Below are 18,342 nucleotides of genomic sequence, written 5' to 3'. Positions count from 1 at the left end.
GGGCCGATGGGCCCGGGGCCCTCCCGCCGACGTCGTCAGGCCAGTGTCTGCGTGAGTTCGCTTCGGGTCGACGTGTGAACGATGCGGCCGAGCGCACCGTTGACGATGGGCATGTAGGGCGGGAGGTGACCGCATTCCAGATCGGCGATGATCGGCACGTTCAGGGAGCCGAGTGCGTCGAGCGCGGCTTCGTGCTGGGTGAGGGTGCGGCGGTCCGGTGCGTTGGTCCGGCCGACGAGGATCGCGTTCGCGTGGTCGAAGAAACCGGCGAGCCTTATGCCGTGCAGGTTCCGGCAGATCGTGAAGGCATTGTCCTCGGCCGCCTCGACATAGATGAGGAGTCCGTCGGGAGCCTGGTCACGGGCGAAGGCCGAGGCGTCGAGGTAGGGGGTTCCCGCGAGATCGCACATCGTCTCGATGCAGCCCCCGATCAACCGCCCCTCGGCCTCCACGTCACCGCTGCCGTCGAGCCGGGTCCAGGTGCCCTGGGCGTTCAGCGTGTACTCGCGGACGTCCGGGAAGACGGCGTAGTCGTCGAAGCCACTGGAACGGTGGCGGCCGGCCGGAGTCTGCGTGAAGCGGTGGCCCGGGGGAGCGGCCACGATGTCGAGCCACGTCAGCAGTCCCTCGGGTACGCGATAGGGCGTGTCCATCAGGTTGTTGCCGTGGACGGTCGCGGTGCCGGTGAGCAGCGTCAGCGGCGCGATGAGGGTCGAGATGTCGGAGAACCCGACGAACCAGGTGGGCTCGGCGTCGCGCAGCCGGTCCCAGTCGAGCAGCGGGATCAGATCGATCGCCGTCTCCCCGCCCCACGGCGGGACGACCGCCCTGATGGTGGGATCGGTCAGCATCGACATCAACTCGCCCGCGCGATCGGCGGCCGAGGCACTGACGTGCCGGGACCCGTCCATGCACCGCCCGACCACCACCTCGTACCCACGGTCCTTCACCTCACGGACAGCTACCTGGAGGCGCGCGCTCATCTCCTTCGAGACACCACTCGACGGAGAGGTGACACCGATACGGTCACCGGGACGCAGGGAGCGCGGGTATCGAACCGACATGCGTGGATTCTGGCACGAAGCGCTGCGCGTCCGACAGGGGTTTGTGAGGGGGCGGGAGTTGCGGCTGCGCGAGCCGATCGATCTCGCGCAGCGTCTCTGCGGCGCCTGACAGTCAGGGAGGACGTGTCAGGCGAGCGTGACCTCCACGGGGAGTTTCTTGATTCCGTTGACGAAGTTGGAGCGGACGCGTGGGACCTCGCCCGTGAGGCGGATGCCGGCCAGGCGCGGGATCAGCTCCTCGAACATGATGCGGATCTCGGTGCGGGCAAGGAGGTTGCCCAGGCACAGATGCGGGCTTCCCTTGCCGAAGGTGACGTGGTCGTTGTCCGCGCGGGCGACGTCGAAGTCGTACGGGTTGCCGAAGACCTTCTCGTCACGGTTGCCGGAGGCGTACCACATGACGACCTTGTCGCCCTCCTTGACCTGCTTTCCGCCGAGTTCGACGTCGCGGGTCGCGGTGCGGCGGAAGTGGTAGACGGGGGACGCCCAGCGCAGGAACTCCTCGACCGCCGTAGGGATCAGGGAGGGGTCCTCCTGGAGGCGGGCCAGCTGCTCGGGGTGCTGGAGCAGTGCCAGCATGGAGTGCGTGATGGTGTGGCGTGTGGTCTCGTTGCCGGCGACCACGAGGAGCAGGAAGTAGTTGTCGAAGTCCTGTCCGGACAGCGGGATTCCGTCGCGGGGGGTCTCGTTGACGAGCTTGGAGACCAGGTCGGTGCCGTCTCCGCCGCGTCGCTGACGGGCCAACTCGCGTCCGTACTCGAAGACTTCGAGGGAGGCGGGGGAGCGGAACGGCAGGTCTCGGTACTTCTCGCTCTCCTCGCTGCCGAGGAGCACGTCCGCGTAGTCGGGGTCGGTGTTGCCGATGATCCGGTTGCCCCAGTCGATGAGCTGCTGGTTGTCCTCCGGCGGCACGTCCAGGAGGCGGGCCAGTACGTTGATGGGGAAGTCGGCGGAGACCTCCTTGACGAAGTCGAAGCTGCCCTTGGCGAGCGCCGTGTCCAAGGTCTTGGCGGTCAGCCCGCGCAGGAAGTCGGTGTAGCTGTTGATGACGCTCGCGCCGAACTGGCGCTGGAGCAGGCTGCGCATCGCGCGGTGACGCACGCCGTCGAGTTCCAGGATCGAGGCGCGCTTCTTGATCTGGTCGTCGTCGACCTCTTCGAGGTTGACGAATTTGGTGGAGGTGAACGTCTCGGCGTCGCGGTCGACGCGTGCGATGTCCTCGTGCCGGGTGACGGCCCAGAAGCCCGAGTTGGGTGCCTCTTCCGGCTGCCAGTGGACCGGGTCCTCGTGGCGCAGGGTGTGGAACATGCGCCAGGGGGTGACGCCGTCGGTGAAGTTGTCGAGGTCGGCGAGGTCGACGTCGGCGAGCGGCATGGGTGCGGTCGGGTCGATGGCGTCGGTCGGGTTCGTCATGAGGGTGCTCCTGAAGGTGGTGCGGCCGGTCAGAGGTGGTAGGAGTACTCGGTGAACTCCCAGTCCGTGACGTGGTGGTTGAAGCGGTCGACCTCGTCGCGCTTGTAGGTGAGGAAGGACTCGGTGAAGTCCTTGCCGAGGACTTCGGTCAGCGCGTCGTCCGCTTCGAGGGCGTCGAGTGCGGCGGGCAGGGTCGTCGGCAGCATCTGGGACTTCTCGGGGTCGTAGCCGTAGCCCTGCAGGGGCGCCGGCGGCTCCTTGCCGTCCTGGATGCCGAGGAGCGCGGCGGCGCACAGCGCGGCGGTCGCGAGATAGGGGTTGGCGCTGGCGTCGCCGAGCCGGAGCTCCAGGCGGGCGCCGGAGCCGCGCTCGGGCGGGATGCGGACCATGGCGCTGCGGTTGTCGAGGCCCCAGTCGATCAGCCACGGCGCGAGGGTGTCGGGTCCGAAGCGCTTGTACGAGTTCACGGTCGGGTTGAGCAGGGCCGCGAGTGCGGGTGCGTGGGCGAGGATGCCGGCGATGGCGTGGCGGGCGGTGTCCGACAGACCGTAGGCGCCCGAGGGGTCGTCGAAGACGTTGCGGCCGTCCTCGGCGACGGAGTCATCGGCGGCTTCGCCGGAGAAGTGGAGGTGGAAGCCGGAGCCTCCCGCGTCGTTGAAGGGCTTGGCCATGAAGGTGGCCAACTTCCCTTCCTTGCGGGCGAGTTCCTTGACGGCCGACTTGAAGAGGAAGGCGCGGTCTGCGGCGTCCATCGCTTCTGAGTGGGTCAGGTTGATCTCGAACTGGCCCGCGTCGAACTCGTGGTTCGCGCTGATGACGCCGATGTCGAGATCGCGCAGTTTGCGCAGGGTGGGCAGCAGGTGGTTGTCGGCGTCGGCGCGCAGTCCGGCCGTATAGACGACTCCGGCGACGCCCTGTCCGTAGCGGCGCCAGCCGGTCGGCGCTGCCGTGTCCTCTTCGAGCAGGAAGTACTCGAGCTCGGGGCCGAGGACAGGTCGCAGCCCCGCTTGTTCGCAGCGGGCGAGCACCGAGCGCAGCAGGTCGCGCGGGGACTCCGGGCTGGGGGAGCCGGTGGCCGGGTCGGTCGTCTCGCCCAGGCACCAGGCGACGCCCGGCTCCCAGGGCAGGCCGCGGGCGGTGGAGAGGTCGGGTCGTACGGTCACGTCGGGCAGGCCCGCGTCGAGGCCGCCCCGGACCGGGACGACGTCGCCCTGCGGGGTGGTGTGGTAGACCGCGCGGCAGAAGGCGAGGCCGTGGTCGCAGGCCGAGGGCAGGTGGTCGAGCAGGACGTCACGGGCGCGGTCGGTGCCGATCAGGTCGGGATACGTCACCCGGACCACGTCGATGCCGTCGGCGGCGAGCCGGTCCATGGCGGTGCGGACTGCTGGGGTCTCTTGAGCGCTCACCGATGTCTCCTCGGCGGATGTGAACGGGGGCGTGGTGGCCGGCAGCCCGGCGGGGTGGCCCGCCTGGCAAGGGTCCGGCGTCGGGGTGCGGACGCCAGACCGGCGTGCACCCGTTGTTTGGTGCCAAACGGTATGGACGGCCGCCCCTCTCCGCAAGGGGTGCAGGGAAAGAATTTATCCATCTGGATAGCTCTTGACCAGGGTCCGTTCGCTTCCTATGTTGTTTGAAGCCAAACGAGTTAGGGAGTGCGGCCATCCGTACCCCTTTGGCAGGGGCCCGGCCACGGAGCCGGGCCCCACTTCCCTCAGTGCGCCCCGACGCCCTCACCTCCAGGAGGACCGGCCATGAAGGTCGTCGTCGACATGAACAAGTGCCAGGACCACGGACAGTGCGTCTTCTCGGCTCCCGACGTCTTCCAGCTCGACGACACCGGGCGCCTCGCCTACGTCAGCGACCCCGACGACGCGCTGCGCGACGAGGTCGAGGAAGCCGCCGACGTCTGTCCGCTGCAGGCCATCCGGATCGAGGCCTGAGATGGCAGAGACGGCTCACGTCCCCCGGAGTCCGGGGCGCGTCGTCGTGGCCGGTGCCTCGATGGGCGGCCTGCGCGCCGCCGAACAGCTGCGCGCAGCCGGCTGGACCGGCGCGATCACGGTCATCGGCGATGAGCCCCACATGCCGTACAACCGACCACCGTTGAGCAAGGACGTGCTCGCCGGAAAGGTGCCGTTCGAGTCCCTCGCGTTCACGCCCCGAGCGAGCGCGGCGGACGTCGAGTGGCGGCTGGGCACGACCGCTGCCTCCGCCCGCCTCGACGAGCGCCTTGTCGGACTCGACGACGGTACGGAACTCGCCTTCGACGGCCTGGTCGTCGCCACCGGCATGCGGCCGCGCAGGCTGTGCTGCGACGGTCCCTCGGGTCCCGTCAGCGGCCGGCACACCGTGCGCACCCTCGCCGACGCCCGGGGCCTGCGTGACGAACTGATCCGGCCGGGCGTTCGCGTCGTCGTCATCGGCGCGGGCTTCATCGGCTGCGAGGTCGCCGCCACAGCCAAAGGCCTCGGTGTCGCCGAGGTGACGGTGGTCGACCCCGAGCCGTTGCCGATGCTCCGCCCGCTCGGCGAACTCCTGGCCCGCGCGCTGCACCGGCGCCACCAGGAACGCGGCGTGCGCTTCGCCCTCGGCGCGGGGGTCGCGGGCTTCGAGGGCGAGGACCGGGTGACCGGTGTCGTCCTGACCGACGGGACGGTGCTTCCGGCCGATGTGGTCGTGGAGTCCGTCGGCTCGGTCGCCAACACCGAATGGCTGGACGGCAACGGCCTGGATCTGTCCGACGGGGTCCTGACCGACGAGCGGCTGTGCGTCGGCGGCCACCCGAACGTCGTCGCCGTCGGCGACGTCGCCCGCTTCCCCAACGCCCGCTACGACGGCGTACCCCGCCGCGTCGAGCACTGGTCGATCCCCACCGACACCGCCAAGCATGCCGCGAAGAGCCTCGTGGCCCACCTCGTCGGCAGCGCGGCGCAACCCGAGCCGTTCGCCCCGTTGCCCACCTTCTGGAGCGACCAGCACGAGTTCCGGCTGCAGTCCTTCGGCGCACCCGCCCTCGGCCTCGCCGACGTGCGCGTCCTGGACGGCGACCCGGAAGGTGACGTCCTCGTCGGCTACCACCGCGACGACCGGCTCGTCGGGGTGGTCGCGCTCGGCGGCCCCGCCACCACCACGGGCGCCGCCCGCTACCGTGCCCAGCTCCTCGCGCAGCCCGCCCTCATCTCGTAAGGAACCCCCAGTCATGGCCAGCGTCCGTGGATACTTCCACCCCAAGACGGCGACCGGCGACGCCTCGCTGATCCCCTCCCCTCCGTGGCACTACTCCGGCGACCTGCTCACCGTCGAGTACCGCACCGACCCCGCCCGGGTACGTGAACTCCTCCCTGAAACACTGGAGTTGGCTGAGGAGGACCCCGGCGCCGTCGCGCTGATCTGGGCCGACTGGCAGTCCTGTGCCGCGGACGGGAGCCAGCTGCTCGATCCCGTGCTGGCCCAGTACAAGGAGGCCTTCGCGGTCGTGCGCTGCCGGTACAAGGGGCGCACCTACTCGCGCTGCGTGTACATCTGGGTCGACAAGGACTTCGCCGTCGCGCGCGGCCTGCACCAGGGGTACCCGAAGAAGCTCGGCTCCATCCACCAGACCCGCCCGCACCCCTACGGTCCCGCCCCGCGGATCGAAGCCGGCGCGCGCTTCGGCGCGACCCTCGCCGCGGCCGACCGCCGCCTGGCGCAGGCCGTGGTCACCCTGCGCGAACCGTCCGAGTCCAACGGCTTCGTCAACAGCCACCCGATGGCCCATCACCGCTGGCTGCCCTCCGTCGAAAAGGGCAAGGGACTGGCTCTCGACGAGCTGATCGAGACCGGTGCCGCGTCCTTCGAGGCCGGTCAGGCGTGGGTCGGTGACGCGGACTTGGAGCTGTTCGAAGCGCCCACCGAGGAGCTGGCCCGACTGGAGATCAGGGAGCCGATCGCGGCCTACTACCGGCAGGTCGGCGTCGTGTGGGACGGCGGCACGCTGCTCGAGTCCGGAACCTCCGGAGCTGAGTAACTCCAGCCCACTACATGTCACTTGGAGACTGGACATGAGCGAACACACCCTCACCGTGGCCGGTGTCGCCGTCGACACCCGGCACTGGATCGGCGGCGAACGCGTCGCCTCCGCCGGCACCTTCGTGGATGTCTCACCGATCGACGGGAGCGTCCTCGGCGAGATCGCCCGCGGTACGGCGGCAGAAGCGTCGGCCGCCGTCGCCGCGGCCCGCGCGGCCTTCCCCGGCTGGGCGGCCACTCCGCGCGCCGAACGAGCCCGGATCCTGCACGCCGTCGCCGACGCCGTCGAGAAGCGCATCGAGGACCTCTCGATCGTCGAGACCCACGACAACGGCGCGCTGCTGCGCTCGCACCGGCGCGGAGTGATGCCACGCGTGGCACACAACTTCCGCTTCTTCGCCGACCGGCTCGTGGGCCTCGGCCACGACGACTTCGACACCCGCGGCCACACCAACCATGTCAGCTGGGACCCGGCGGGCCCCTGCGTGCTGATCACCCCGTGGAACGCACCGCTGATGCTCGCCACCTGGAAGCTCGCCCCGGCGCTCGCCGCGGGCAACACCGTGATCCTCAAGCCCGCCGAGTGGTCGCCCCTCACCGCCTCCCTGTTCGCCGACATCGCCGCCGAGGCCGGACTTCCCGCCGGGGTCCTTAACGTCGTGCAGGGCTACGGCGCCGAGGCCGGCAACGCCCTCGTCTCCCACCCCGACGTGCGCCGCATCAGCTTCACGGGATCGGTGCCCACCGCGAAGACCATCGCCGCCGCGGCAGCCGCCAACCTGGTGCCCGCCAGCTTCGAACTCGGCGGGAAGTCACCGCTGTTGGTCTTCGCGGACGCCGACCTCGACCTCGCCGTCGACCTGGCCGTGGAGCAGTACGACAACGCCGGACAGGTGTGCCTGGCCGCGACCCGCATCCTCGTCGAGGAGACGATCGCGCAGGAGTTCACCCGACGCTTCACCGAGAAGGCCTCGGCCCTGCGGCAGGGGGACCCGCGCGACGAGACCACCGACATCGGCCCAAACATCCACACCCGCCAGCTGGAGAAGATCGACGGCTTCGTGCAGCGTGCCCTCGCCGCGGGGGCCCGCGCCGTCATCGGCGGCCGGCGGGGCGAAGGCCAGTACTACGCGCCGACCCTGCTCACCGATGTCGCCCAGGACTCCGAGATCGTGCAGGAGGAGGTCTTCGGCCCCGTCCTGACCCTGCAGACGTTCACCGACGAGGACGAGGCGGTCCGCCTGGCCAACGACACCCGATTCGGGCTCGCCGCCACCGTCGCCACCGGCGACCGCGGGCGCGCCGCGCGCGTCACCGACCGGCTCGTCGCCGGCACGGTCTGGGTCAACTGCTTCTTCGTACGTGACCTCCAGGCACCCTTCGGCGGCTCCCGGCACTCCGGAGTGGGCCGCGAGGGAGGCACCTGGAGCTTCGACTTCTACTGCGACCTCAAGAACACCGTGACGGCGCCGAAGGGCTGGCGGGACCATGGGTGAGATCGTCGGGGCGGGGCTGCTCGCCCACGTGCCCACCGTCGTGCTCCCTCAGGAGACGCGCCTGGAACTGAACGAGGGCAAGGAGATCACCCTCGTCACCGGCCTGAACGAACTGCGCCGCGAGGTCTTCGAGCGGGATGCCTCCCAGGAGTACGACACCGTCGTCGTCCTGGACTCGCACTGGGCCACCACCGTCGAATTCGTCGTCACCGCCCAGCAGCGCCGAGCCGGTCTCTTCACCTCCGAAGAACTGCCGCGCGGCATGTGCCGGATGCCCTACGACCTCCCGGGCGACCCCGAACTCGCCGAGAACATAGCCGGGTTCGCGGACAAGCACGGCACCTGGATCACCGCGATCGACGACCCGTACCTGCCGATCTACTACGCCACGACCAACCTGTGGAAGTTCCTCGGCGAGGGCCTGCCCGACAAGAAGTGGGTCACCATCGGCGTCTGCCAGACCGGTGACATGGAGGACCACCTGCGCCTCGGACGAGCGCTCGCCGACGGTATCGCCGCCACCCCGGGCCGCCGCGTCCTGCTCATCGCCTCGGGCGCCCTGTCGCACACCTTCTGGCCGCTGCGGCAACTGCGCGACCACGAATCGAGCGACCCCGCGCACATCTTCACCGCCGAGGCGCGCGCGGCCGATCAAGAACGCATCGCCTGGTTCAAGGAAGGCCGCCACGACAAGGTCATCGACACGATGGACGAGTTCTGGAAGTTCAAGCCCGAGGCCAAGTTCTTCCACTACCTGATGATGGCGGGTGCCCTCGGCGAGCGCGACTGCGTCGCCAGGGCGCGCCAGTACGGCGAGTACGAGAACTCGATCGGCACCGGCCAGGTCCATCTGTGGTTCGACCGCCCCGCCGGCGGCTGGACCGGCAGCGGCCTGCCCGCACACCCCGCCCCGCACAACCCCCACAGCCGCGCCTAGGAGCCCCCTCATGCCCGAGTACCGCCGCATCCTCCTGGACGGCGCGGCCGTCCAGGTCCTCCGCGAGGACGACGAACTGGTCGCCGGCGACGGCCGCCGCGTCAAGGTGGAGGACGCCCAGCACCTGCCCCCGGTCGTCCCCTCGAAGGTCGTCGCCGTCCATCTCAACCACCGCAGCCGCGTCGACGAGTTCCGGATCGAGCTCACGCCCACCCCGACGTACTTCCACAAGCCCACCTCGGCCCTCAACTCCCACAAGGGCGCCATCGTGCGCCCCGAGGGCTGCAAGTGGCTCAACTACGAGGGCGAGGTCGCCATCGTGATCGGCAGGACGGCGCGCAACATCTCGCCGGCCGACGCGGGGGAGTACATCGCGGGCTACACGGTCGCCAACGACTACGGCCTGCACGACTTCCGCGACACCGACGCCGGCTCCATGCTGCGGGTGAAGGGCTCCGACACCCTGTGCCCGCTCGGCCCCGGCCTGGTCACCGACTGGGACTTCCACGACAAGTACCTGCGCACCTACGTCAACGGAGAGGTGGTGCAGGACGGCTCGACCGCGGAGATGGAGTGGGACATGCACTACCTCGTGGCCGACATCGCCCGCACCATCACGCTGTACCCCGGCGATGTGCTCCTGTCCGGCACACCGGCCAACTCCCGCCCCGTACAGCCCGGTGACGTCGTCGAGGTGGAGGTGGAGGGTCTGGGACGGCTGACCAACCACATCGTCACCGGCCCCACCGCGATCCGCTCCGACGTGGGTGCCCAGCCCACCGAGTCCGAGGAAGTCCTGTCCACGGCGCTGGGCGGCGACTGGGAGTTCCGCGGCATCCGCCCGCCCCGCCGGGGCTGACGGCTCACGAACCGCGCCGTGCCGGGCCGGCCTCCGAAGCCGCCCGGCGCGGCGCCCCGAGCGCGGTGCTGCGCATTCGACCGGCGGCCACCGCGGGCTAGGTAGGGTCCCTGACGTGACCGAATCCGCCGAAGCGCCAGACGACAAGAAGAGCCGAAGCCCTCGTGGCGGGGCGCGCAAACGACTGGACTACGGAGCGGGCCGTGACGCGCTCCTGAGCGCGGCCGTGCGGGTGGTGGCCCGCGGTGGCCTGCGCAAACTGACCTACCGCGCCGTCGCGGAGGAGGCCGGCGTCACCCACGGTCTGGTCGTGCACCACTTCGGTTCCCGCGACGCCCTCATCGAAGCGGCGCTGGCCCACACGGTGCACACCAGCCTGCACACCAGCGCCATGGAGTCCGGCACCGGCAGGACCGCGGACTTCTCGGCGGGGCTGTCGGAGATGGTCGCCGCCAACCCGGACCTGCAGGCGTTCCAGTACGAGCTGATGCTGGAGTCCCGGCGCAGGCCGGAGCTGCTGCCGCCGCTGCGCACCCTGTACGACGAGTACTTCGACGCGGCCCAGCGTGAGTTGAACCGCATGCTTCCGAAGGATGCGAGCCCAGCGCTCATGCGGCTCGTCTTCGCCGCGCTGGACGGCCTCGTCCTGCACCAACTGGTGCTGGGCGAACCGGAGATGACGGAGGCCGCTCTGGAGGAGCTGAGGTCTCTGCTGCGCGGGCTCGGCGCCGACTCCGAAGAACACGCCTGACCCTTCGCCACCCACGGCTTCGAGGGACAGGCGGAGCCCAACCGGAACCATCCCGCAGGGCCTTGCCAAACGCCGGGTCCCATCCGACTATGGGGCAACTCGTTTGGCCTGAAACGAATCGCCCCTCCCTCATCCCCGGCAGGTGATCCGCGTGGACAGTCAGACGGTCACAAGGCAACAGACCGTGCAGGACCCGCCCACAGCAGGCAAGCTCAAGTCCAACGCCCTCGGCGTCGTGGGCATCCTCTTCTTCGTCCTCTCCGCGCAGGCGCCGCTGACCGGCATCGCAGGCGCCCTCCCCATCTCCGTCGGCCTCGGCAACGGCGCGGGCGCCCCGGCCGGATATGCCGTCGCCGGGGCGGTGATCTTCCTCTTCTCGGTCGGCTTCGTCGCCATGGGCCGCCACGTCGTGGACGCGGGCGCCTTCTATACGTACATAGGCAGGGGCCTGGGCCGGACCACGGGCACCGGCAGCGCCGGTGTCGCACTCTTCGCCTACTGCACGATCCAGGCCGCCATGTACGGGCTCTACGGGTCCATCGTGAGCGGGCTGGTGGCTCGGTACACGGGCCTCGACGCGCCCTGGTGGGTCTGGGCCGTGGGCACGATGGTGATCGTCCAGGTGCTCGGCGCCGCGGGCATCGAAATGGGCGCCAAGGTGCTCGCGGTCTTCGTCCTCGCCGAGTTCAGCATCCTGCTCGTCTTCGCGCTGGTCACCCTGGTCAAGGGCGGCGGCCCGGAAGGACTCGGCTTCGCCGAGAGCTTCTCACCGAAGGCCGCGCTGCAAGGGGCACCCGGGGTGGCGCTGATGTTCGCGGTGGCGTCGATGTTCGGCTTCGAGGCCACCGCGATCTACGGAGAGGAGGCACGTGAGCCCAAGAAGACCGTTCCGCGTGCCACTTACCTGTCCGTCGCCGTCGTCACCGGGTTCTTCGCCTTCACCTCCTGGATGCTCGTCTCCGCCTACGGGGCCTCGCACGCCACCGCGGCCGCGGGCAAGGCGCTGGCGGGCGGCGACGGTGTGGTGTTCGTCCTCTCGCCCGTCGCGGACCTGTTCGGCGGCTGGGCGGGCGACGTCCTGCCGGTCCTGCTCGCCACCTCGCTCTTCGCCGGCATCCTCGCCTTCCACAACTCCGCCAACCGCTATCTGTTCTCGCTCGGCCGCGAAGGCGTGCTCCCGCGCAGGCTCTGTACGCTCAACCGGCGCCACTCGCCCTCGGCAGCCGGCACCGTGCAGACCGCGCTCGCGCTGCTGCTCGTCGTGCCGTTCGCGCTGCTCGGCAAGGACCCCGTGCTGAGCCTCTTCTCCTGGTTCAGCGGCGTGGCCGTCCTCGCGATGATGCTGCTGTACTTCCTGACGTCGGTCTCCGTGATCGTCTTCTTCCGCCGCGAACGCCTCGACACCCGCCCCTGGAACACGCTGATCGCCCCGGCCCTGGGCGCGCTAGGAATCGGGGGCGCGATCTGGGTGATCCTGGCCAACTTCACGACGCTCATCGGCGGTTCGGCCGAGACGGCGATCTGGCTCGTGCTGAGCGTCCCGGCCGTCCTCGTGCTGAGCGCCGTCGCGGCCCGGGCGGTTCGTGCGCGGCCGGGCGCGACGGCCTGACTCCGTCTGTTCCCTCTCGGGGTGCGCCCGGCGCACATGCCGCCCGGCGCACCCCGGCACGCGGACCCGATTTCATCTGACCTCAAACACCTTCAGTGAGCCGGAGGCCACACCATGCTGGAACTCACCCACGACGAGTGGCTGAGCCGCGCCAAGGAACTGGACCTGTCCGGCTTCCACCACATCGACGGCGCCGACGAACCGGGCGGCGGCGCAACCTACGCGGCCGTGTCACCCCGTGACGGACAGGTCCTCGCACAGGTCGCGGACGGTGGCGCGGCCGAGGTCGACGCCGCGGTGGCCGCCGCGCGCCGCGCCTTCGACGCCGGCCCGTGGCCCCGCCTCGCCCCCGCCGACCGCGGCCGCGCACTGCTCCGCCTGGCCGACCTGCTGGAGGAACGGCGCGACCGCATCGCTCTCACCGTGAGCCTGGAGATGGGCAAACCCATCACGGACGCGTACGACATCGAGCTGCGCGCCGCCGTGAACACCTTCCGCTTTTACGGGCAGTTGGCCGACAAGCTCACCGACGAGTCTCCGCACACCGCGCCCGACGCACTCGCCCTCGTCACCCGCGAGCCGACCGGAGTCGTCGGCGCGGTCGTCCCGTGGAATTTCCCCCTGACCATCGCCTCCTGGAAGGTCGCCCCGGCGCTCGCGGCCGGCTGCACCGTCGTCCTCAAACCCTCCGAGAACTCGCCCCTGTCGGCGCTGCAACTGGGTCGGCTGGCCACCGAGGCGGGCCTGCCCCCCGGCGTCCTGAACGTCGTCACCGGCGACGGCCCCACGGCCGGGCGCGCCATCGGACTGCACCCGGACGTCGACGTCCTCGCCTTCACGGGGTCGACGGCTGTCGGACGGCATTTCCTGCGCTACGCCGCGGACTCCAACCTCAAGCGCGTCTGGCTCGAACTGGGCGGCAAGTCACCCAACATCATCCTGCCCGACGCCCCCGACCTGGAGAAGGCGGCCGCGACCGCCGCCTGGGGCATCTTCTTCAACCAGGGCGAGATGTGCACCGCCCCCTCCCGTCTCCTCGTCCACACCTCCGTCGCCGAACGTGTCACCGAGGCGATCGTGCGGCGGGCCGGCGAACTGCGTGTCGGCGACCCCCTCGACCCCGCCACCGAGATGGGCGCCCTGGTCGGCGAGGCCCACCTCGGCCGCGTGCTCGATCACATCGACACGGGTACGAGCGAGGGTGCGCGACTGCGCACCGGCGGCACCCGCACCCTGACCGGCACCGGCGGCAGCTTCCTGCGGCCGACCGTCTTCGACGAGGTGAACCCAGGGATGCGGCTCGCCCGCGAAGAGATCTTCGGCCCCGTCCTGTCGGTCCTCACCTTCGACGACCTCGACGAGGCCGTCGCGCTGGCCAACGCCACCGAGTACGGACTCGCCGCCGGACTGTGGACCTCCGACCTGTCCACCGCTCACCAGGTCTCCCGCGCCCTCAAGGCCGGAACGGTGTGGGTCAACTGCTACGAGGAGGGCGACCTCACCGTGCCCTTCGGCGGCATGAAGCAGTCCGGCAACGGCCGGGACAAGTCCGCCCACGCAATCGGGAAGTACACCGAACTCAAGACCACCTGGATCCAGCTGTGACGACCCGGCCCCTCATCGCCGTACCGGCCCGCTTCGCCGCCTCCACCTCGGCACTTCGATACGCCGCAGAGGTCAACGCACGCGCCCTGATCGAGGCGGTCTGGAACGCCGGCGGGGAACCGGCCACGCTCCACCCGCACGCCCCCGGCGGCACCACCTGCCCCCTCGAGGTGGCCGCCCGGCTGGCCCGCTTCGACGGCCTGCTGCTGCCCGGCGGCGGCGACATCGCACCGTACCGCTACGGCGCGACCGCGGCACACGCCACCGTCTACGACGTCGACGACACCCAGGACGCCTTCGACCTCGAACTCGCCCGCCAGGCCCTGGACGCCGCGATACCGCTACTGGCGATCTGCCGGGGACTCCAGGTGGTCAACACCGCGCTCGGCGGCACGCTGCACCAGGACATGGGCGGCCCCGAACGCGAGCACCGGCACATCGTGCACCCGGTGGCGATCGAACGCCTCTCGCTTCTCGAGCAGGCCACCGGGACCGAGAAAGTGGACGCGTCCTGCTACCACCACCAGCGGGTGGACCGGCTCGGCTCCGGACTACGGGTCACCGCCCGCGCCGCCGACGGGACGGTGGAAGCGCTCGAACTCCCGGAAGCGCGCGGCTGGTTCACCGCCGTGCAGTGGCATCCGGAGGACACGGCACACGAGGACGGCGCACAGCAAGGCATCTTCGACGCCCTGGTCCGGGCGGCGCGCGCTCACGGCTGACACTTCCCGTGGTGCCGGTCAGGCTTTGGGGCGGCGCCCGCTGCGGCGGGGGGCGGGCTCGGCGCCGTCCAGCAGGGCGAGCCGGCGCTCCTCGCCGTGCTCCTCGACCTGGAGCACCACCCTGCGCAGCCCGTCCGCGACGCTGCGGCACTCCTCGTCGCTGAGCTGCCCGGCGACGAAGGCCTCTTCCTCGTTGAACTTCGGGAACACCCGCCGCATCAGCTCCTCGCCCTCGTCCGTGAGGCTGAGCAGCACGAGCCTGCCGTCGCTCGGGTGCCCGGCACGCCGGACCAGGTGTCGCGCCTCCAGCGTGCGGGAGACCCCGGTGAGCGTGCCCTTGGAGATTCCGGCCTCCTCGGCCACATGACGGGTCTCGGACTCACCCCAGACCCAGATCACCCAGAGCACGACGAACGCGGTCCAGGTGAGGTCGGCCTCGCGCAGGACCGAGTTCTCCAGGTGCTGACGGACGGCCGAGGCGGCCCGGTAGATGTTGGCCACCACCGCCATCTGTTCATGGCGGACCGGCATTCCACCGAGCTTCGCCTCTGCCAGCTTCTCGGCTTCGGTGATGGATCGTTGGCCTGGCACGAGCACACTCCTTCGGCGCCACCGCGGCGCGTTCCGGGCAGGGTATCGTTCGGGGCCAAATTGTACGGAGTGATGAGGTTTCCGTCTCGCGGAGAGGTGCTGTCGGTGCGGTCATGAGGTCGAGTCGGCGGCGTCGTACGTGGTCACCCAGCCGCGGTGTACCTCCCATGTGCCGCCGTCGGCAGTGGCTCCGCGCAGGCCGTGCAAGGTGTCCGGGCCGGTGAGTGCCGGGAGGCGTGAGTCGTTGAGGGAGGCGAACGCGTAGGTGCGGGACGGGTCCCAGTCGGTGGAGTGGCTCAGGCGGCGGGCCAGTTGGGCGAAGCCGAGCGGGGCCGCGGCCACCACCCACGCGTCGGGGAGTCCGGCCGTGAGCCGGGTGGCCGGTCGCAGCCAGGAGGCCGCGCTCTCGGGCCAGTTGACGATCGTGAGCACTTTGCCGCCCCGCGCTGTCCACGCGGTGGCGAACGCGTCGGCGGCCGCACGGGACGCCGCGTCACGGCTGTGTCCCACGGCGACGGTCTCGATCCGCGACTTCGGGGGCGTCAACAGACGTATGAGTGCGGCGAGTTCACCATCGGTGTGCGGACAGGGCCGGGGCAGGTCGCCGTGCGCGGCCAGATCCGCGGGACTGATCAGGGGTGAGCGGGACGATTCCCGGTCGGAGAGGTTGTTCATGGCTGGTGGGTGCTCCCTCGGTCGGCTCTCCAGCAGGCGTACTCCTCGGGCAGGCAGACCGCACACGGCCGGAATCCGGCCGCGACGGCGGTGGCCTCGTCCGGGAAGAACACCCGGTGCTTCACGTAGTGGCCCCGGGAGATGGCGCGCAACGCGGACGGGCAGTCCAGACGTCCGTAGAGGCGCCCGCGGCGGTGCCCTCCGAGCGTTCCCGGGGTTGCGCTCAGACAGGGCGTTCCGCTCCGGCCGAGCAGTGCGTATGTGCGTCCAGGCTCAAACGGGGCAGGTGGGCCGCCGGGGTTCATGCCGCGTCGTGGAAGACGAGCCCGAGGGTGTGCCGCTGCCCGGTGCGCACGGTACTCACGCCGTGCCGCATGGGGGCGTTGGACCAGCCGCGCTTCGAGGCGACGGGCCGGTCGCGGGTGGTGAAGACCAGCCCGTGGCCCTGGAGCAGGGTGGTGGACGATCCCCTCGACTGTGCGCGGGCGCGCTGCTCGGTCATCAGGAACTCGCCACCGGTGAAGTCGGTTCCCGGTGCGTCGAGGCCGATGACGACCTGGAGCGGGAAGAGCATGTCGCCGAACACGTCGCGGTGCAGCGCGTTCCAGTCGCCGGGCCCGTACCGCAGCAGAATCTGGGCCGAGCGGTCCTGCCCGGCCGCGTGGCACATCCCGATCCACTCGTCGAGCGAGTCGGGCCAGGGCGCGGGCTTGCCGAGTTTGTCGGCCCAGTCGCGGGCGATGGGGAGGAGCCTCGGGTAGAACACCTCCCGCAACTCGCTTACGAGGTAGGGCAGTTCATGCGTGAAGTAGCGGTACTGTCCGGAGCCGAAGCGGTGGCGGGCCATGTCTACGGTGGTGCGGAAGCGCTCGGTGTCGTCGTAGAGGTCCGCGATCCGTCGGCACTCCTCGGGCGTGAGGAGACGGCCGGTAGCGGCGTTTCCGTGGGTGTTGAGCTCGTCGGCCAGGGCGCCCCACTCCTCGTGGGCGACCCGGTCCGTGACCGGGCCCGTCAGGCGCGTGGTGTCCGGCATGGTGAGGATCCTTGGGTCGATGGTGGTGTCACCCTGGCTCGGACGGTGCGGGTGCCCATCGGAGCCGGGGGAGTCGAGGTGGTCCGCGCGTTCGGGAGGTCTTACGTTCAGGCGGTCCGGCGATGGCTCTCCAGGTCCAGGAGCTGCCGCTTGCGCTCAAGGCCACCCGCGTAACCGGTGAGGGCCCCGTTGGCGCCGATCACGCGGTGGCAGGGGCGTACGACGAGCAGCGGGTTCGCGCCGATCGCCGTACCCACGGCGCGGACGGCGGCCTTCGGGGCGCCGATGTGCGCGGCGATGTCGCCGTAGGTCAGGGTGCTGCCGTAGGGGATGGCTTCCAGCGCCTTCCACACCCGCTGCTGGAACTCCGAGCCGCTGCCGGTGTACTCGATGTCGAAGTGCGTGAGCCTGCCGTCGAAGTACGAGCGCAGTTGGACGGTGATCTCGGCGAACGCGTCCGCGTCCTCGGCCCAGTCGTCCTGGACGACGGCGCCGCTCTTCCGGCCCGGTACGGTCAGCGCGGCAAGTGCGGTGCCGCCCTTCGCGGTGGCCGACTCCTCGCCCACGAGCAGCAGTTCACCCAGCGGGCTGTCGAGCGTCGTGTAGACGGTCATGGCTCTGTTCCTTCCGGTTCTCCTCGTACGGTGGTGTCCTGATGCCAACTCTGCGCCTTATGCGCCGCTATGTCTGGCGGGATTCGGACATCACGCTGACGGAGGTCGCTGCCTTGTTGTCAGAGGTGGCGGCGGGCCGGTCGCGGACGGTCAGCGGGCGTTGTGGAAGATGAGACCGAGGGTGTTGCGGTGTCCGGACTCGACGGCGTTCGTGCCGTGCCGCATGGGGTGACGGCGGAACCCGTTCTTGCCGCGGACCGGACGGTGACGGACCGGGAAGATCATTCCCTGGCCGAGCCGCGGCTTGACCACCATGGCGCGGGACTGGAAGCGGGGGCGCTGCTCGACGAACACGTTCTCGCCGCCCGTGAAGTCCTCGCCGGGCTGGTTGAGCATGACGGCGATCTGCAGCGGGAAGACGATGTCGCCGTAGATGTCCTGGTGAAGGCAGGCGTAGTCGCCCTCGCCGTACTGCAGGATCAGCGGAGTGGGGCGCTTCTGACCGTTGTCCGCGCACTCGTCGATCAGCTCGTCCAGCGTGCCGGGGAAGGTGCGTTCGCCGAGTTGAGGCGCCCACTGGTTGGCCATCCACGCCATCGGCGGGTAGAGCCGCTCGCGAAGGGTCTGGACGAGCGGTACGGCGGCGGGATCGGCGTAGTACTTGTACGTGCCGCGGCCGAACTGGTGGCGCTGCATGACCACGGTGGACCGGAACAGCCCGGGTTCCCCGAACGTGTCGATGATCTCCTGGCACTGTTCGCGGGCGAGCAGTGGCGGGGTGACGGCGACGCCCTCGTCGTTCAACTGCCCGTACAGATCGGCCCAGTTGAGTTCGCCGAGTGCCGGGATTGTTCGGCTGTGCGGAATGCGGGGCGGTGCGCCGGCCGGCGCGTGGTCGCTGAAGAGAGTGTCCGGGGCGGGGGTGTGCTGGTTCGGCTGGGTCAAGGCAGGGGTCTCTCGCGCGG

Annotated in this window: 19 protein-coding genes; 10 read left to right on the top strand and 9 right to left on the bottom strand. The window is 70.2% G+C overall.

Going from position 1 to position 18,342, the window contains the following annotated elements; all coding sequences use genetic code 11:
- Window positions 1–35 precede the first annotated feature (35 nt).
- From OG758_RS04510 to OG758_RS04500, 3 genes are all read right to left on the bottom strand, one after another.
- Window positions 36–1,064: a S66 family peptidase gene (locus OG758_RS04510; RefSeq protein WP_326708722.1), complete on the bottom strand. Its 1,029-nt coding sequence runs from the start codon at window positions 1,062–1,064 to the stop codon at window positions 36–38.
- A 126-nt stretch (window positions 1,065–1,190) separates the two neighbouring features.
- On the bottom strand, window positions 1,191–2,477 hold the full coding sequence (locus tag OG758_RS04505) for a cytochrome P450 (RefSeq protein WP_326708721.1): 1,287 nt from the start codon (window positions 2,475–2,477) through the stop codon (window positions 1,191–1,193).
- Window positions 2,478–2,506: 29 nt separating this feature from the next.
- On the bottom strand, window positions 2,507–3,883 hold the full coding sequence (locus OG758_RS04500; RefSeq protein ID WP_326708720.1) for a glutamine synthetase family protein: 1,377 nt from the start codon (window positions 3,881–3,883) through the stop codon (window positions 2,507–2,509).
- Between the two features lie 345 nt (window positions 3,884–4,228).
- Between OG758_RS04500 and OG758_RS04495 the strand changes: the two genes are divergently transcribed.
- The 10 genes from OG758_RS04495 (at window position 4,229) to OG758_RS04450 (ending at window position 14,464) form a co-directional block, all read left to right on the top strand.
- Window positions 4,229–4,417: a ferredoxin gene (locus OG758_RS04495; protein WP_100593447.1), complete on the top strand. Its 189-nt coding sequence runs from the start codon at window positions 4,229–4,231 to the stop codon at window positions 4,415–4,417.
- A gap of 1 nt (window position 4,418) precedes the next feature.
- The gene (locus OG758_RS04490; protein WP_326708719.1) at window positions 4,419–5,663 is read left to right on the top strand and encodes an NAD(P)/FAD-dependent oxidoreductase; all 1,245 of its coding nucleotides are present in this window, start codon (window positions 4,419–4,421) and stop codon (window positions 5,661–5,663) included.
- Between the two features lie 13 nt (window positions 5,664–5,676).
- The gene (locus OG758_RS04485; protein ID WP_326708718.1) at window positions 5,677–6,483 is read left to right on the top strand and encodes an acetoacetate decarboxylase family protein; all 807 of its coding nucleotides are present in this window, start codon (window positions 5,677–5,679) and stop codon (window positions 6,481–6,483) included.
- Between the two features lie 34 nt (window positions 6,484–6,517).
- The gene (locus tag OG758_RS04480) at window positions 6,518–7,981 is read left to right on the top strand and encodes an aldehyde dehydrogenase (RefSeq protein WP_326708717.1); all 1,464 of its coding nucleotides are present in this window, start codon (window positions 6,518–6,520) and stop codon (window positions 7,979–7,981) included.
- Entirely contained in the window at window positions 7,974–8,918 is a 945-nt protein-coding gene (locus OG758_RS04475; RefSeq protein WP_326708716.1) for a 3,4-dihydroxyphenylacetate 2,3-dioxygenase, read from the top strand. Before OG758_RS04480 ends, OG758_RS04475 begins: the two co-directional genes overlap by 8 nt.
- A gap of 10 nt (window positions 8,919–8,928) precedes the next feature.
- On the top strand, window positions 8,929–9,777 hold the full coding sequence (locus OG758_RS04470; RefSeq protein ID WP_326708715.1) for a fumarylacetoacetate hydrolase family protein: 849 nt from the start codon (window positions 8,929–8,931) through the stop codon (window positions 9,775–9,777).
- A gap of 115 nt (window positions 9,778–9,892) precedes the next feature.
- A complete protein-coding gene (locus OG758_RS04465; protein WP_326708714.1) occupies window positions 9,893–10,528 on the top strand; it encodes a TetR/AcrR family transcriptional regulator in 636 nt (211 codons plus the stop codon).
- 151 nt (window positions 10,529–10,679) lie between these two features.
- Window positions 10,680–12,137 (top strand): APC family permease, encoded by a 1,458-nt coding sequence (locus tag OG758_RS04460; RefSeq protein ID WP_326708713.1) that lies wholly within the window; start codon window positions 10,680–10,682, stop codon window positions 12,135–12,137.
- Between the two features lie 114 nt (window positions 12,138–12,251).
- Window positions 12,252–13,742, top strand: a complete 1,491-nt coding sequence (locus OG758_RS04455) for an aldehyde dehydrogenase (protein WP_326708712.1) — start codon at window positions 12,252–12,254, stop codon at window positions 13,740–13,742.
- Complete coding sequence (locus OG758_RS04450; RefSeq protein WP_326708711.1) at window positions 13,739–14,464, top strand: gamma-glutamyl-gamma-aminobutyrate hydrolase family protein; 726 nt, start codon at window positions 13,739–13,741, stop codon at window positions 14,462–14,464. The genes OG758_RS04455 and OG758_RS04450 overlap by 4 nt, the downstream gene beginning before the upstream one ends.
- A gap of 18 nt (window positions 14,465–14,482) precedes the next feature.
- Here the strand turns inward: OG758_RS04450 and OG758_RS04445 are convergent, their stop codons facing one another.
- The 6 genes from OG758_RS04445 to OG758_RS04420 all read right to left on the bottom strand — a co-directional run bounded on the left by OG758_RS04445 (window position 14,483) and on the right by OG758_RS04420 (window position 18,322).
- On the bottom strand, window positions 14,483–15,055 hold the full coding sequence (locus OG758_RS04445; protein WP_266570364.1) for a MarR family winged helix-turn-helix transcriptional regulator: 573 nt from the start codon (window positions 15,053–15,055) through the stop codon (window positions 14,483–14,485).
- A gap of 111 nt (window positions 15,056–15,166) precedes the next feature.
- On the bottom strand, window positions 15,167–15,730 hold the full coding sequence (locus tag OG758_RS04440; RefSeq protein WP_326708710.1) for a hypothetical protein: 564 nt from the start codon (window positions 15,728–15,730) through the stop codon (window positions 15,167–15,169).
- Window positions 15,727–16,035: an Ada metal-binding domain-containing protein gene (locus OG758_RS04435; protein WP_326708709.1), complete on the bottom strand. Its 309-nt coding sequence runs from the start codon at window positions 16,033–16,035 to the stop codon at window positions 15,727–15,729. The genes OG758_RS04440 and OG758_RS04435 overlap by 4 nt, the downstream gene beginning before the upstream one ends.
- Entirely contained in the window at window positions 16,032–16,763 is a 732-nt protein-coding gene (locus OG758_RS04430; protein ID WP_326708708.1) for a 2OG-Fe(II) oxygenase, read from the bottom strand. Before OG758_RS04430 ends, OG758_RS04435 begins: the two co-directional genes overlap by 4 nt.
- A 107-nt stretch (window positions 16,764–16,870) precedes the next feature.
- A complete protein-coding gene (locus OG758_RS04425; protein ID WP_326708707.1) occupies window positions 16,871–17,377 on the bottom strand; it encodes a methylated-DNA--[protein]-cysteine S-methyltransferase in 507 nt (168 codons plus the stop codon).
- Between the two features lie 150 nt (window positions 17,378–17,527).
- Window positions 17,528–18,322 carry a 2OG-Fe(II) oxygenase gene (locus tag OG758_RS04420; RefSeq protein ID WP_326708706.1) on the bottom strand — a complete coding sequence of 265 codons (795 nt, stop codon included), beginning with the start codon at window positions 18,320–18,322 and terminating at the stop codon, window positions 17,528–17,530.
- Window positions 18,323–18,342 lie beyond the last annotated feature (20 nt).

Source organism: Streptomyces sp. NBC_01474 (genome assembly GCF_035918215.1).
GTDB lineage: Bacteria > Actinomycetota > Actinomycetes > Streptomycetales > Streptomycetaceae > Streptomyces > Streptomyces aureus.
The sequence above is the reverse complement of the archived record's forward strand: the minus strand, read 5'-3'. Positions and strand labels throughout refer to the sequence as shown.